The organism is Sphingomonas morindae (assembly GCF_023822065.1).
Lineage (GTDB): Bacteria > Pseudomonadota > Alphaproteobacteria > Sphingomonadales > Sphingomonadaceae > Solisphingomonas > Solisphingomonas morindae.
Genome location: NZ_CP084930.1, coordinates 1,865,979 through 1,881,221 on the forward strand (window position 1 = coordinate 1,865,979; position 15,243 = coordinate 1,881,221).

12 protein-coding genes are annotated in these 15,243 nt (G+C 67.5%); 10 read left to right on the forward strand and 2 right to left on the reverse strand.

The features are described from left to right. Positions 1-124 precede the first annotated feature (124 nt). Genes LHA26_RS09075 through LHA26_RS09095 form a run of 5 tightly spaced genes read left to right on the forward strand, consistent with a single transcriptional unit; the run spans position 125 to position 3,284 of the window. Positions 125-472 (forward strand): hypothetical protein, encoded by a 348-nt coding sequence (locus tag LHA26_RS09075; protein WP_252165307.1) that lies wholly within the window; start codon positions 125-127, stop codon positions 470-472. Next, positions 469-843, forward strand: coding sequence for a helix-turn-helix domain-containing protein (locus LHA26_RS09080; RefSeq protein WP_437441196.1), 375 nt, complete (start codon positions 469-471; stop codon positions 841-843). Before LHA26_RS09075 ends, LHA26_RS09080 begins: the two co-directional genes overlap by 4 nt. Before the next feature lie 47 nt (positions 844-890). Beyond that, a complete protein-coding gene (locus tag LHA26_RS09085; protein WP_252165308.1) occupies positions 891-1,862 on the forward strand; it encodes an ImmA/IrrE family metallo-endopeptidase in 972 nt (323 codons plus the stop codon). Further along, positions 1,859-2,545, forward strand: coding sequence for a C1 family peptidase (locus LHA26_RS09090; protein WP_252165309.1), 687 nt, complete (start codon positions 1,859-1,861; stop codon positions 2,543-2,545). The genes LHA26_RS09085 and LHA26_RS09090 overlap by 4 nt, the downstream gene beginning before the upstream one ends. Beyond that, positions 2,517-3,284, forward strand: coding sequence for a thymidylate synthase family protein (locus tag LHA26_RS09095; RefSeq protein ID WP_252165310.1), 768 nt, complete (start codon positions 2,517-2,519; stop codon positions 3,282-3,284). The genes LHA26_RS09090 and LHA26_RS09095 overlap by 29 nt, the downstream gene beginning before the upstream one ends. Here LHA26_RS09095 and LHA26_RS09100 read toward each other — a convergent pair. Beyond that, positions 3,257-3,955: a uracil-DNA glycosylase gene (locus LHA26_RS09100; protein ID WP_252165311.1), complete on the reverse strand. Its 699-nt coding sequence runs from the start codon at positions 3,953-3,955 to the stop codon at positions 3,257-3,259. The genes LHA26_RS09095 and LHA26_RS09100 overlap by 28 nt on opposite strands. After that, entirely contained in the window at positions 3,952-5,115 is a 1,164-nt protein-coding gene (locus tag LHA26_RS09105) for a nucleoside triphosphate pyrophosphohydrolase family protein (protein ID WP_252165312.1), read from the reverse strand. The genes LHA26_RS09100 and LHA26_RS09105 overlap by 4 nt, the downstream gene beginning before the upstream one ends. A gap of 408 nt (positions 5,116-5,523) precedes the next feature. Here LHA26_RS09105 and LHA26_RS09110 point away from each other — a divergent pair, with 408 nt between their 5' ends. From LHA26_RS09110 to LHA26_RS09130, 5 genes are all read left to right on the forward strand, one after another. Further along, entirely contained in the window at positions 5,524-6,717 is a 1,194-nt protein-coding gene (locus LHA26_RS09110) for a DUF932 domain-containing protein (RefSeq protein WP_252165313.1), read from the forward strand. Between the two features lie 173 nt (positions 6,718-6,890). Beyond that, entirely contained in the window at positions 6,891-9,044 is a 2,154-nt protein-coding gene (locus LHA26_RS09115) for a ParB/RepB/Spo0J family partition protein (RefSeq protein WP_252168337.1), read from the forward strand. 92 nt (positions 9,045-9,136) lie between these two features. Continuing rightward, positions 9,137-9,553: a hypothetical protein gene (locus tag LHA26_RS09120; protein WP_252165314.1), complete on the forward strand. Its 417-nt coding sequence runs from the start codon at positions 9,137-9,139 to the stop codon at positions 9,551-9,553. Positions 9,554-9,775: 222 nt separating this feature from the next. Beyond that, positions 9,776-14,125, forward strand: coding sequence for a strawberry notch-like NTP hydrolase domain-containing protein (locus tag LHA26_RS09125; protein ID WP_437441252.1), 4,350 nt, complete (start codon positions 9,776-9,778; stop codon positions 14,123-14,125). Further along, on the forward strand, positions 14,125-15,162 hold the full coding sequence (locus LHA26_RS09130) for a DUF7146 domain-containing protein (RefSeq protein WP_252165316.1): 1,038 nt from the start codon (positions 14,125-14,127) through the stop codon (positions 15,160-15,162). The genes LHA26_RS09125 and LHA26_RS09130 overlap by 1 nt, the downstream gene beginning before the upstream one ends. The last annotated feature ends 81 nt before the right edge of the window (positions 15,163-15,243 follow it).

Below are 15,243 nucleotides of genomic sequence, written 5' to 3' on the forward strand. Positions count from 1 at the left end.
CCTATCAGGTAGCGCCCGTCGATGTGAGCCGCGGCGAACGCTGGCCGGCAATCCGCTAACACGACCTATTGCATGTCGGCAAATCCGACATTACCTTCCTTGCTAAGTTCTCGAAAGGGACGCCATGGTCACCGCTACGCTTGCATCGCCCGTTTCAGCTCCGGTCGTCTCGCCATTTCCTCAAGCAGCAGTCGAGACGGATCTGCGGAGCGAGCTGATCGAGGTCGTGAAGGCCGAGGCTCTCATGAAGGGCGTCGCTCTGCCGCCAACACCCGCGGCAATCGGCAGCGCGCCCTTTCAGATCGACTCGCTCGTGGTGGTTTCGATCCTGTGTACCGTCGAGCCGCTGCTCGGCATCGAGCTTCCCGAGAGCGTGGTGCGAACGGGTGGCTATAGCTCGATCGATCAGGCGTTGGGACAACTGCTGCCGAAGATCGAGGCCTATTGGAAGAAGCGCAAAGGAGGCAAATGATGACCCAGGTCGCAGTCCAGCAGGACGATGACGATGGGGAGCGCCGCCAACTAGGTGAGCGCTTGCGCGAAGCCCGCAAATATCTCGGCCTGAAGCAGGAAGAGGTTGCGACCTATCTCAAAATACCGCGCACCGCGCTCACCGATATCGAGAATGGTCAAAGACGGGTCGAAGCGCTTGAATTGACACGGCTGGCAAAGCTCTATCGCCAGCCAGCGGCGTTCTTCACCGGGGAGGACGATGCGGCGGCCTTGCCGGTCGATGTCGCGCACCTCGCTCGCCGTGCCGCTGCGTTGTCGCTCCAGGATCGGGACGAACTCGGTCGCTTCGCCGATTATCTGCGAACGCGCGCGCAAGCGCCGCGGGGCTGACGCACATGGCGGCGACCGACTACGCAGGGGCGGTACGGGCTGGGACCATGGCCGCCGCACGTCTTCATCAGAGCCTCGACGTGCGTGCCATGATCGAGGCGAATGGCGGCGCAGTCGATGTGTTCGGCGCCATTGAAATGCTCGATCTGCCGCTCCTCCTGCGTCCTCTCCAAGGGCTGCTGGGAGCCTATCTCAGCGATCCCGCACCAGGCGTTCTCGTCACGACGCAGCGGCCGATGGCGATCCAGCGCTTCACCGCCGCGCATGAGCTTGGCCACTTTGCCATGAAGCACCAGCCGAGCCTCGATGATGAAAGCATCCTGCGGCGTATGCCGATGGCAGGGCTGCCCGCCGAAGACTTCCAGGAAGTCGAAGCCGACGCCTTTGCAGTGGGGTTTATGATGCCGCGCTGGCTGATCCAGTGGCATGCTGCCCGACAGGGCTGGACCGTGGACGATTTTCGACGACCGAACCGCGTGTACCAACTCGCTCTGCGTCTCGGCGCCAGCTACGAGGCGACTTGCTGGACGCTCGTCCGCCACAGGATGATCTCAGCGGCGCTGGCCCGCGAGCTGCAACAGACGCAGCCGCGCGAAATGAAGGTCGCGCTGCTGGGGGACTATCACCCGCAAGATTATCGAGGTGATGTCTGGCTTTTGACGGAGCGTGATGCGGGCACCCGGATCGACGGCAGTCGCAACGACCTGTTCGTTCTGCGCCTTAAAGAGCATAGCGGCGGCGGCTATCTTTGGAATATCGACCAACTGGCGGCGAGTGGCTTCGCGATCGTTCGCGACGGGACTGAAGCCGTCGATGGGGATGGCATCGGCGGTCCGGTCATCCGCCGTGTGACCGCGGCGCCTGAGGAAGGCGGTCGTGGGTCGTTGCAGCTCGACGAGCGACGGCCGTGGGAGCCTGATCCTCCGCTGTCCCGGTTGCAGCTCGACTTCGACCTGACCGGACCGGAGGAGGAAGGTCTCTCTCGTGCCGAGCGGCGGAGGCTGCTCGAAGCCGCATGACCGCAGTCACCATTCTTACGGACTTGCGGCCAGAGCTGGGAGTGGCCCGCAATCAGGGTCCACGCCCAACCTGTCTCGCCTTTGCAGCCAGCGATGCTCATGCCGCGGTGCGGCCAGGGTGGACACCGCTGTCGTGCGAGTTCGTCTTCTACTACGCGCAGCGACGTGCTGGGCGGACACCAGACAGCGGCGCTACACTCTCGGCGATGCTCGCGACGGTGCGAGAGGAAGGGCAGCCGGAAGAGACGGGTTGGCCATACCTGCCGGCTACCCCGACCGATCCGGGGCTCTGGTCGCCTCCTGCGGAAGTCGGTCCGAGGTTCGGGCGAGCCGGTGCGCCACACGGTTTGGCCGTTGATGCGATCATCGGCGAGATCGATGCGAAGCGCCCCGTCATCCTGCTGATGATGCTGTCGCGCTCCTTCTACATGCCGACGCCGGAAGGCGTCATTCAGCCGGCGTCGGGTGAAGCGCCGGAGCCGGCTCGGCGGCACGCCGTGGTCGCAGTCGGTCACGGTACAATCGAAGGCGAGCGTGCGATCCTGGTCCGCAACAGTTGGGGACCAAACTGGGGAATCGCCGGACACGGCTGGTTGACCGAAGGGTTCGTCATGCCGCGCCTGTTCGCGGCAGCGTTGCTTACGGAGGATGTCGATGTATCTGCCCGTTCCCTCGCAGCCTGATTGCGCGAGCGCGTGGCGCGAAGCCGTGCGAGCCGTCGACGCTCGGCCGGGACACGCCGCCTACAACGTGATCGTCGACGTCGCCGACCCCACCGTGGGATCGACCGTCGCGCATCCCGGAGTGGCCGCCGTTGATGCCTTCCTTTCCAATCACGCGAAGCCGATCGAAACGGTGGCGAACACCATATTCCCGGCCTCGCTCTATCTGCGTCACGGCGCGCCGGAGTTTTTCGACGTATTTTCCAAGCGTGTCTTGCCGAAGGTTCGTCGGGGCGAACGTTGGTCAGGCTATTATTTCGAGCGGATGATCGACCATCCGGTCGCGGCTGGCGATCCGCCGAACCAACTATGGAACATCGTCAAGCGGATGAAGGATGACAATGTTACCGCGCTGAACAAATATGAACTGACAATATTCGACCCTGTGCGCGACGTCGACAATTCGCCTTATGGAGGTCAGTGTCTCAGCCTCCTGAGTTTCAAAGTTGTCCCGGGTGCCCAACGCCAACTGCTTCTCACGGCACAGTACCGAAACCATTACTATGTGGAGAAGCTGCTGGGTAATTTGATCGGGCTAGGTCGCCTGATGAGTTTCGTCGCAAAGGAAGCCGGCCTTGCCGTCGGTTCGTTGACGATCGTGTCGACCCATGCAGAGATCGATCAGCCAAAGGCCAAGCGAAGCGAGATTAAGGCTCTCCTCGACCAATTCGATCAGGCAGTGGCACCCATAGCGGCATGAGCTGTCAGCAAGGATAGTTGCGGAGCAGCATCCTCTTCCTCCAGGCCGTAGATGGCGTGGACGCCGGCGATGAACTCTGATTGTCCCCCATAGCTCGGATGTCGGACCGTCATGACCGGGATGTCTATGCCGGCGAGCGCAATACCTGCATCGCGCCCGATCGCCACGATCCGACGAGGTGCGATCATTGCGATGAGTGCGGTTAGGAACGGCCAGGTCGCGTTGCGCTCGGCGCGGGTATGACAGCGGTTGGACAGCGGGTCGTCCGGCTCGTGCGGGTGCAACGGAAAAATGTTCCAGAGGACGACGGGCGCCGCGACTTGCGAGAGAACGCGCCAGACAACGGCGGCAGTGCGCTCGGCAACGACTGGACCGTGTGTGGCGCGGTCGAGCGGAATTCCGCCGAGAAGGGTGCTGGCGGAGGTGAGGTGAACCTCGTCGGTCAGCGGTACGCCGGTCCGCCGTCCGCCCCGATAGCCGAGATCTCGCGCGATCCAGATGGTGTCAACCTGTGCATCGATCGCGGCTTCGAGGCAGTGAACGAGGTTGCGCTTACGGACACGCGCACCGTCGTCACGATCATGCAGCGCGCAGTGATCACTATAGGGATTGAACACCGACGTGAGCGTCGTGTCGGCAAGGGCGTCGGCAAAGGTACGGGGCGTCTTCACGAAAGAGGCTCGATCGTCATTTGATGCTTGTCCAGGTCGAGGATGAGACGTCCGCGCCGGTGCTCCCGCAGAAAGCGGAACGCCGCATAGCCTTGCAGGATGGCTTCTTCCCAAAGCCATAACGGACACCGCTCGGCCTCGTAGCCCGTCACGAACTGGCGGACGTGTTTCAGCAGGTCGAACGGCAGATCGCCCGGCTTCATACCGGCGAAAAGGTCGAGTTCAATCGCCTGCCCGAAGATCCAGGTGGTGATGCCCTCTTCAATCAGCGTGGCGCGTGCGCCATCCTGCGCCTCGTCGACCTTCGGCGCCGATTTCCTTTTGAGACGGAAAAGCGCGCGGATGACCGGAGACCACCCCAACACCGCGACGTAGGCGTAATGGAAAGCGTCGTGGAAGCGATAGTCATCGGCGGTCATCGCATTGTCGGTCAGGCGGTCGCCGATATTGATGCCGTTGCATCGCTGGAACACGAACGTCCGTCCGCGGACTTGGCGCTCGAAAATCTCGACGATGAGCTTGCGCGGAAGGCGCTCTTCCGGCTCTGCGTTGGTGTCGAGAGGCTCAGGATAGCGCCGCTCGCGTGGCCAACGGTCCGCAATCTTCGCGAGATTTTTCACCGCGGCCGCCTCAAGCGTGACACCAGCCTCGTTAGCCGCTTGAATGAGAGTTTTTGCGACGGCCACCAGTTGGTTGCGGGGTAGACTGTCGCGCCTCGCCGAGCCTTGCTCCTGAAGTTCCGTGACGAGAAGACCGACTTCGCCTGCAAGCTTCAGCAACGTGCGCTCGAACGCGGCGGTCGGTTCACCAGCTCGGGTCATCACCGCAGGTTGCAACGCAGCCAGCGTGATGGCGACGCTCGCGTCAATGCTGGGCGCAGCCTCCGCGAAGACCTCCGGCAAGGGCGCGCCGGCACGGGACGTCACTGCCGCCATGTACCAGAGAACGTCACCAAGCTCCTCGACGACAGCGCCCGCGTAGCCGCGGTAAGAGGCGCGATCACGTTGCTTTTTCTTGACCTCGCTGAGGAGACTACCCGTCTCGCCGAACAGGCCGAGCAGCGGAAAGGCCAGGGAGCCGCCATCACTGCGCTGATCAGTGAGAGCGGCCTGCGCGGCGTAATCGGCGATGGAAAGCGGTACGAACGTTTCTTGATCCAATGGTCTTCACCAGCGCAGCCCCATAGCTCCTTGTATCTTGTGTCCCCCCTTTGCACCACCGATGCATCGGAAAGGTCGGAACCATCGGGCGGACGGGCGAGGCGGCAGGTCTCACCACGGGTCATCGTTCTTCGAGCCCTGCGGTTGACGCCAAAGAGCACGGTCCCGATCGTCGCAAGGCGCGAAGCACCTTCTGAGCGCCTGTGGCCTAACCTTGGCTTGGCGGCAACCGGGCAGAGCAGTTCAACGTCGGGGAACGCCTTCCCTGCGTCCAAGCCTGCCGTCGCGGCCGACCCCTTCTGCGGCGACACCCCCCGCAACACCCCGAGAGGGAGAGTGAGGATCGAGATTCCGTGACGGGTGAATGGCGGGAGAGAGGCTCCCGCGCCCGTCATGGAGTTCGGTTCCATGAACATGCAGGTCCTGGATATGCCCCGCGATCGCAGCGGCGGCTACAAGGTGGATGTCAGCTGCGGCGAGCGGATCGGCCGGGTCTCATCGGAGTGGTTCTCGCGACCGGCGGACGAGCGCTTCCTGTCGCTTGGCGCGCTGCGCGACGCCGTGCAGGCGCGCTCTGACCGCAGCCGGACGCGCGTCGTCGAGAGCGCCCTGATCCACGTCGAGGCGCGGCGCGACGATCCCGAGCGGATCGCGCTGATCGTGCCGGGGGCCGACGCGCCGGTCGCGCCGACGCACTGGAGCTTCGGCCAGCTCGCCAGCCTCGTCGGCGCCCCCGCCGCCTATCTGCGGCAGCTCCCGGCTCCGCTCGCCGCGATCAACCTCCAGCATGGCCTGCTGACGCACCGCGCCGAGCAGGTGAAGACCTACGAGAGCGAGAACGGCCGCACCGAGCTGCGCGCCGTCACCGGCCCGGACTATGGCCGCATTTACGATCACGAGCTGGTCGAGGCCGTGCAGCGTATCGCCGGCAACGGCACCGGCGACACGCGCTGGAAGGTGCCGGGCGTACTCGACTGGTCGACCGGCATCTACAACCCGCGCGTCGACGTCACGCAGGATACGACCACGCTCTATGCCTCGGACCGCGACGTCTTCCTGTTCCTGGTCGACGATCTCAACCCCATCGAGGCCGGGCGCCTGCCCGACGGCTCGCCCGACTTGTTCTTCCGCGGCTTCTATGCCTGGAACTCTGAGGTGGGCGCCAAGACGCTCGGCATCGCCAGCTTCTACCTCCGCGCCGTCTGCCAGAACCGCAATCTCTGGGGCGTCGAGCAGTTCGAGGAGATCAGCATCCGGCACTCGAAGTACGCCGCCAACCGCTTCGCGGCCGAAGCCGCCCCGGCGCTGACCGCCTTCGCCGACTCTTCGCCGTCCGCCTTCGTCGCCGGCATCCGCGCCGCGCGCGAGCGCATCGTGGCACGCACCGACGAGGACCGCACCGACTTCCTGCGCCGGCGCGGCTTCTCGAAAGCCGACACGGGCCGGATCATCGATACCGTGCTGGCCGAGGAAGGCCATCCGCCCGCCAGCATCTTCGACTTCGTCCAGGGGATCACGGCGGTGGCGCGCGACAAGCCGCATCAGGATGCGCGGCTCGACCTCGAGGGCAGGGCGAAGAAGCTGCTCGACCGGGTGGCCTGACATCCGTGGAGCCGGAAACGCGGGCGTCCGTGCTTCCGGCTCTGCGCTTCCGTGCCTTTCCGGTTCTCCGGTTCCGTGGCGCTGCTCTCTCAGAGTGAGAGGGCGGCGCTTCGCTTCGTGACGGGTTGAGGTCCGAGAGAGTGGCTCTCGGCACCCGTCGCGGAGTACGGACCATGGCGACAGCCGTTCAGAAGATCACGCTCGCATCGTCGCGCGACATCCCCTTCAACAAGCTGGTGCTGAGCCAGTCCAACGTCCGGCGGGTCAAGGCCGGCGTCTCGCTCGACGACCTCGCTGCCTCGATCGCCCGGCGCGGGCTGATCCAGTCGTTGCATGTCCGGGCCGTGCTGGACGGCGAAGGCGTCGAGACCGGCATGTTCGAGGTGCCGGCGGGCGGGCGCCGCTACCGGGCGCTGGAACTGCTGGTGAAGGCCAAGCGCCTCGCCAAAACCGCGCCGGTGCCGTGCGTCGTGTCGGACGCGGCGAGCGGCATCCTGGTCGAGGAGATCTCGCTCGCCGAGAACGACGAGCGCGCACCGCTGCACCCGCTCGACCAGTTCCGCGCCTTTCAGGCGATGCGCGAGAAGGACATGACCGAGGAGGCGATCGCCGCCGCCTTCTTCGTCGGCGTCAACGTCGTCAAGCAGCGGCTGCGCCTCGCCGCGGTCGCGCCGGCCTTGCTCGACGTCTATGCCGAGGACGGCATGACGCTCGACATGCTGATGGCCTTCACCGTCAGCGAGGACCACGCGCGCCAGGAGCAGGTGTGGGCAGCAATCTCCGGCTCGTGGCAGAAGGAACCGTGGCAGATCCGGCGGATGCTGACCGAGTCCACCGTCCGCGCCTCAGACAAGCGGGCGCTCTTCGTCGGCGTCGAGGCGTACGAGGAGGCCGGCGGCGTGGTTCTGCGCGACCTGTTCCAGTCCGACGACGGCGGCTGGTTGCAGGATGCCGCGCTGCTCGATCGGCTTGCGACAGAGAAGCTGCGCATGCTCGCCGACGAGATCGCGGGCGAAGGCTGGAAGTGGATCGAGGCGGCGGTGAGCCTGCCCTACGGTGTCGCGGGCAGCCTCCGCGCCCTCGTCGGCACGCCGCTCGACCTGACCGCCGAGGAGGAAGCCACCATCGCCGCGCTCGCGGAGGAGAACGACCGCCTCGTCGCCGAGTATGAGGATGCGGACGAACTGCCCGACGCGGTGGACGAGCGGCTCGGCGAGATCGAGGCCGCGCTCGCCGCCTTCGACGAGCGCCCGGTCCGCTACGACCCGGCCGAGATCGCGCGCGCCGGCGTGTTCGTGTCGATCGGCAACGACGGGCGGCTGCTGGTCGATCGCGGCTATGTCCGCGCCGAGGACGAGGCGCCGGTTGTCGCCGAGCCGGAGGGCGAGCCCGGTGCGGTGTCGGACGCCGATCGCGGCGATGGCGACGCGGTCGCGGCTACCGCAGCGATCCAGCGCGCCGTCATCACCATCGGCGGCGCGGCGGCGGACCCCGAGCCGGAGGAGGAAGACGGCATCCGTCCGCTGCCCGACCGACTGCTGGCCGAGCTGACCGCACACCGCACGCTGGCGCTGCGCGATGCCGTCGCCGGCAACCCGCACGTCGCCATGACGGCGCTGCTGCACAAGCTCGTGCTCGACACCTTCCGCCATCGATCTGGACTCGGCTGCCTCGAAGCCTCGGTGCGACAGGTCTACTTCCCGGCGCAGGCCGACGACCTCAAGGACAGCCCGTCCGCCCGGTCCGTGGACGAGAGGCAGGCGGCGTGGGCGGCCGATCTGCCCGAGGACGACGAGGCGCTGTGGGACTGGCTCGTCGCGCTCGACGATGCCAGCCGCATGGCGCTGCTCGCGCACTGCGTCGCCTTCGGGGTCAACGCGCTCTACGAGAAGCCGAACCCGCACAGCGGGCATGGCATCAGCGAGCATAGCCTGGATGTCCGCCTGGCCCATGCCGACCGGCTGGCCCACGCGACCGGGCTCGACATGGTGGCGGCGGGCTGGCGGCCGACCGCGGCCAACTATCTCGGCCGCGTGACCAAGGCGCGCATCGTCGAGGCCGTGCGCGAGGGGGCCGGCGAACGGTCCGCCCAGCTCATCGGCCATCTGAAGAAGGGCGACATGGCGAAGGAGGCCGAGCGCCTGCTTGCCGACAGCGGCTGGCTGCCCGAGCCGCTGCGCCTCGCTGGAGCGGACACGCCCGTCGCGGAGACCGCCGACGATGCCGGCGGCGGCGACGCCCTGCCGGCCTTCCTCACCGAGGGTGATGGCGAGGACGATCCCGCCGAGGCCGACGAGGACGAGACCGTCCTGCTCGCGGCCGAGTGACGCTGTTCCTAGGGAGCGGTGCCGCACCGCTCCCCTTCGTCCTTCCCGGCCCGGCGTCCTGCGCCGGGCCGTTCTCGTGTCCGGAGCCCGTCATGGCCGACTATTTCACCCACTACTCCTGCATTCTCGAGGTGGGTAGGCCCGACAATGCCGCCCGGGCACTCGACATCTACAACGCGTTCTCCGAGGAAGGCGCGTCGGAAGAGCCGCCGTCCGACGGCTTCCTGCTGTCGATCCAGCCCGGGCATGGCGGCACCAAGCTTTGGATGCACGACGACGGCACGGGTGATCCTGAGCGGCTGATCGCCTTCGTCAAGCGCTGCGCCGCCGCCTTCGGCCTCACCGGCCGCTGGGGCTTCCAGTACGCCGGCACCTGCTCGCCCCCGCGCCTCGACGGGTTCGGGGGCGGCGCGCACGTCCTCGATCTCGCCACCGGCGAGACGGTCGCCTGGACCTACACCGACGGCTGGCTTGCCAGCGTGCTGGACGGAGGCGACCCCGATGTCTGAGGTGATCGAGACGCTCGTCTGCCGCACCGACGAGTGGGACGAAGCGGCACGCAAGATTGCCTGTGCCTGATCCAGCGCGCTGCCAGGAGGCGGCGCGCTTTTTTCATGCTGGGCAACCCAGAGGCAAAGCGGAGCCGGGACGTAGTGAGGCCCCGGCGGCGGAGAGAGAGCGTCGGCCGGGCCTGACCGTTCCTGCTCTCCCGAGGTCTCCCGATGAACGCAATGTTGCCCGTCACCCCGCCGGTCGCATCCCTCCCGCTCGCTCCCGAGCCGGTCGCGCCAGCCGCCGCCATCCTGTCGTCCGCCGAGCGTCTGCTGCCGTATCTCGAAGGCGGCGAGCGGATCGATGCCGTTGCCCTGCGCGGCGCGATGGAGGGCGCCTTCGGCAGCTCGGACGCGACCGGCGCCTGGGACTGGAAGGCGGCCTACGAGGCCTGCGAGGTAGCCACCGTCCTGTTTCTGCGGAAGTACGGCAAGGCGCTTTTCCGAAAAGCCGCCTCTCCGGCTGCACGTCTGTCCGTGCTGGCGAAGATCACAGCGCTGCTGCCCACGCACACCCGCCGGTCCGAAGAGAGCCGGGCGCTGCAACAGTTCAGCACGCCGCTGCCGCTCGGGCTGGCCGCGCTGACCGCCGCCGCGATCGCGCCGTCTGACCGCGTGCTGGAGCCGTCCGCCGGCACGGGCCTCCTCGCCATCCTCGCCGAGACCGCAGGTGGCGCGCTGATTCTCAACGAGCTGGCCGATACCCGCGCCGACCTGCTGGGCTCGCTGTTCCCAGCGCTCGCCGTCACGCGCTTCGACGCGGCGCAGATCGACGATCATCTCGACGCCGCGGCGGTGCCGTCCGTCGTGCTGATGAACCCGCCCTTCTCGGCGATGGCGAACGTCTCGGGCCGTGTTGCCGACGCCGGCTTCCGCCACATCGCCTCCGCGCTGGCGCGTCTCGCCGACGGCGGCCGGCTGGTCGCGATCACCGGTGCCAACGTCGGTTCGGACATGCCCGACTGGCGCGATGCGTTCGTCGGCCTTCAGGCGCGTGGTCGCGTCGTGTTCACCGCGACGGTCGCCGGCGCGGTCTATACCAAGCACGGCACGACCTTCCCGACGCGGCTCACCGTCATCGACAAGCAGCCGGCCGACAATCCGGCCGTGTTCCCGGCTTCGCCGGGCACGGCATCCGACGCCGCGACGCTGCTCGGCTGGATCGAGGCGAACGTGCCGCCCCGGTTGCCGGTCACGCTGCCGGCCGCTTCTACGCCGGTGACACCGACGCCGCGCGGTGTCACCGCGTACCTGCGCGCGCGATCAGCCGCCCCGGCATCCGTCCGCTCCCGGCCATCGACGCTGGAGATCGAGGGCGTCGAGCTCGCATACGACACGGTAGACTGGACGCCGCCCGAGGAGGCGCACCTCACCGATGCGATCTACGAAGAGTACGGATTGCAGTCGATCCGCATTCCCGGCGCGCAGCCGCATCCGACCAAGCTCGTCCAGTCGGCGGCGATGGCCAGCGTCGCGCCGCCGAAGCCGTCCTACCGGCCGATGCTGCCGGCGGCCGTCGTGACGGGCGGCCTCCTGTCCGATGCGCAGCTCGAGACCGTCATCCAGGCTGGCGAGGCCCACGGCGACCATCTCGCCGGTTCCTGGACGGTGGACGACACCTTCGACCTCGTGAAGGCGGCGCCCGCCGATGCTACGGCCACTGTGCGCTTCCGGCGCGGCTACATGCTCGGCGACGGCACGGGGTGCGGCAAGGGCCGGCAGGTCGCCGGTATCCTCCTCGACAACTGGCTGCGCGGTCGCTGCAGGGCGGTGTGGATCTCCAAATCCGACAAGCTGCTGGAGGACGCCCAGCGCGACGTCGCCGCACTCGGGCTGGAGCGGCTGCTGGTCACGCCGCTGTCGCGCTTCCCGCAAGGCAAGCCGATCGCGCTCGGCGAAGCCATCCTGTTCACCACCTATGTCACGCTGCGCTCCGACAACCGCGGGGAGAAGCTTTCCCGCGTCAAACAGATCGTGGAATGGCTTGGGTCCGACTTCGACGGAGTGATCGTCTTCGACGAGAGCCATGCCATGCAGAACGCCGCCGGCGGAACGAGTGAGCGCGGCGACACTGCCCCCTCGCAGCAGGGGCGTGCCGGGTTGCGGCTCCAGCATGCGCTGCCGGACGCTCGTGTCGTGTACGTCTCGGCGACCGGCGCCACCACGGTCCACAATCTCGCCTACGCGCAGCGGCTCGGCCTCTGGGGCGGCGAGGATTTTCCCTTTGCGACGCGCGCGGAGTTCGTCGAGGCGATCGAGGCCGGCGGCGTCGCGGCGATGGAGGTGTTGGCGCGCGACCTGAAGGCGCTCGGCCTCTACACCGCCCGCTCGCTGTCCTATGACGGCGTCGAGTACGAGTTGGTCGAGCACCAACTCACGGATGAGCAGCGCCGCATCTACGACAGCTATGCCGGCGCCTTCGCGGTCATCCACAACAACCTCGACGCCGCGATGCAGGCGGCGAACATCACCGGCTCGGACGGCACGCTGAACCGGCAGGCGAAGTCGGCCGCGCGCTCGGCGTTCGAGTCGACCAAGCAGCGCTTCTTCGGCCATCTCCTCACCTCGATGAAGACGCCGACGCTGATCCGCGCGATCGACGCGGACCTCGCCGCCGGTCATGCCGCCGTCGTCCAGATCGTCTCGACCGGCGAGGCGCTGATGGAGCGCCGGCTCGCTGAGATTTCTTCCGAGGAATGGAACGACGTCCGCGTGGACATCACGCCGCGTGAGTACGTGCTGGATTATCTCGCGCACTCCTTTCCGGTGCAGCTCTACGAGCCGTTCACAGATGGCGAGGGCAACCTGTCTTCGCGGCCGGTCTTCCGCGATGGCCAGCCGGTGGAGAGTCGCGAGGCCGTGCGACGCCGCGACGACCTGATCGAGCGTCTCGCGATGCTGCCGCCGGTGCCGGGCGCCCTCGACCAGATCGTCCAGCGCTTCGGCACCGACATGGTGGCGGAGGTGACGGGCCGCTCGCGCCGCATCGTCAGGAAGTGTGGGGGCGACGGCATCGATCGCCACGCCGTCGAGCGCCGCGCCCCCTCCGCCAACCTTGCCGAAACCGCTGCGTTCATGGACGACGTGAAGCGTGTGCTGGTGTTCTCCGACGCCGGCGGCACAGGTCGTTCCTACCATGCCGAGCTGTCGGCCAAGAACCGTCGGCTACGCGTCCATTACCTGCTCGAGCCCGGCTGGAAGGCCGACGCCGCGATCCAGGGGCTCGGTCGCACCAACCGCACCAACCAGGCGCAGCCGCCGCTCTTCCGCCCGATCGCGACCGACGTGAAGGCCGAGAAGCGCTTCCTCTCGACCATCGCCCGCCGCCTCGACACGCTCGGCGCCATCACGCGCGGGCAGCGCCAGACCGGCGGCGCCGGCCTGTTCCGGCCCGAGGACAACCTCGAAAGCGCCTATGCGCGCGACGCGCTGCGCCAGTTCTACCTGCTGATCGTGCGCGGCCGGATCGAGGGCTGCTCGTTGGAGCGTTTCGAGACGGCGACCGGCCTGAAGCTTCTCGATGGAACCGGCGGCATCAAGGACGAGCTGCCGCCGATCACCACCTTCCTCAACCGGCTGCTGGCGCTCACCATCGACCTCCAGAACGTCCTGTTCACCGCCTTCGAGCGGTTGCTGGCGGCCAAGGTCGAAGGCGCCATCGCCTCCGGCCATTACGACCAGGGGCTGGAGACGCTGACGGCGGAGAGCTTCACCGTCACCGATCGCGCCACGATCTACACTCATCCCGGCACCGGCGCCGAGACGCGGCTGCTCACCATCGCCGAACGGCGGCGCAACCGGCCGATGCTGCTGGACGATGCGCTGGCGCTGGGTGATGACGGACGCACCCGGCTGCTGGTCAACGAGCGCTCCGGCCGTGCTGCCGTGCAGGTCGCCGCACCCTCGCTGATGCTCGACGACGGCGAGATCGAGCGGCGCGTTCGGCTGATGCGGCCGATGGAGACCTACGCGCTGCCGATCACGGCGCTGGCGGAAAGCCACTGGCGGGAGGTCGATCGCGCGGCCTTCGCAGCCGCGTGGAAGGCCGAACTCGCCGAGGTGCCGGCCTTCGCTGAATACACGCTGCACATCGTCGCCGGCCTGCTCCTTCCGGTGTGGAAGCGACTGCCGAACGAGTCGACGCGGGTCTACCGGCTCCAGACCGACGATGGCGAGCGCATCATCGGCCGCCGCGTCTCGCCCGCCTGGGCGGCCACCGCCGCCGCGACCGGCGCGCCGACTCTGACGCCGGACCAGGCCTTCGCGGCGCTGATCGACGGGCGGACGATCCTCGACCTGACAGAGGAACTGCAACTCCGCCGCGTCCGCGTCATGAGCACCAACCGCATCGAGCTGACCGGCTTCACCGAGGCGATGCGCGACCGCCTTCGCGCCTACGGCCTCTTCACCGAGATCATCTCGTGGAAGCTGCGCTTCTTCGTGCCGGTGGACGCATCGGGGCCGACCGTCCTGGCACGGCTGCTCGACACCTACGCGATCGCGCGCGTCGCCGAGCGGGAGGCAGCGTGATGCCTCGTCTCGACGCTTTCGACCTGGCGCAACGTCTCGGCCGGCAGGCTGAGGCGGTGTGCCGCCATTATCTCAGCAACGGTCGCCGTCAGGGCAGTTACTGGCTGGTCGGCAATGTCCGCAACACGCCCGGGCGATCCATGTTCGTGCGGCTGAAGGACAGCACTAAGGGCCGCGCCGGCAAATGGATGGACGCGCAGAGTAATGAACACGGCGATCTTCTCGACGTGATCCGGGAATCGCTCGGCCTGATCGACTTCGCCGACGTCGCCGAGGAAGCACGCTCTTTCCTCAGCCTGCCACATCCTGAACCCGAACCGCCGCCACGACGATCACGGGCCGGACCGGCACCGTCTGGCTCGGTCGAGGCGGCACGGCGGCTCTTCGTGATGGGCTTGCCGATCACCGGCACGACCGCGGAAGCGTATCTCCGTACTCGCGGCATTACGGCTTTGCACGGAACCGACGCGCTTCGTTTCCACCCGCGCTGCTACTACCAGCCTGAGCATGGCCCGACCGAGACGTGGCCGGCGCTGCTTGCCCGCGTCACCGATCTCGACGGACACCAGACCGGCACGCACCGGACCTGGCTTGCCCCCGATGGCTCCGGAAAGGCGCCGGTCGACACACAGCGGAAAGCCATGGGCGACATCAACGGCCACGGCGTCCGGTTCGGGATCGGCTCCGAGGTTCAGACGGCCAGCGAAGGCATCGAGACCATGCTGTCCGTTCGATCCGCGCTGCCTGACCTGCCGGCGGTGGCGGCGCTCTCTGCTGCCCATCTCGGCGCCCTCCTGCTGCCGGACACCCTGCGCCGACTCTACGTCGCCCGAGACAATGGCGAGGCCGGTGAGGCGATGGCGGCGATGCTGGCGGCCCGGGCGGAGGCGGCCGGGATCGAGGCGGTGGTGCTCGTGCCCACGCTCGGCGACTTCAATGATGATCTGCGGGCGTTCGGTGTCGAGGGGCTGCGGGCGGCGCTCCGGGCACAACTCCTGCCGCAGGACGTCGCGCGCTTCATGAGGCTGGCGGCCTGAACGACCGGGTGGAGGGTGGCGGATCGGGCACGCGCCCATCGCGGTGGCGGTGGAGCTGTTCTCGTGAGCGCCGGGAGGAGC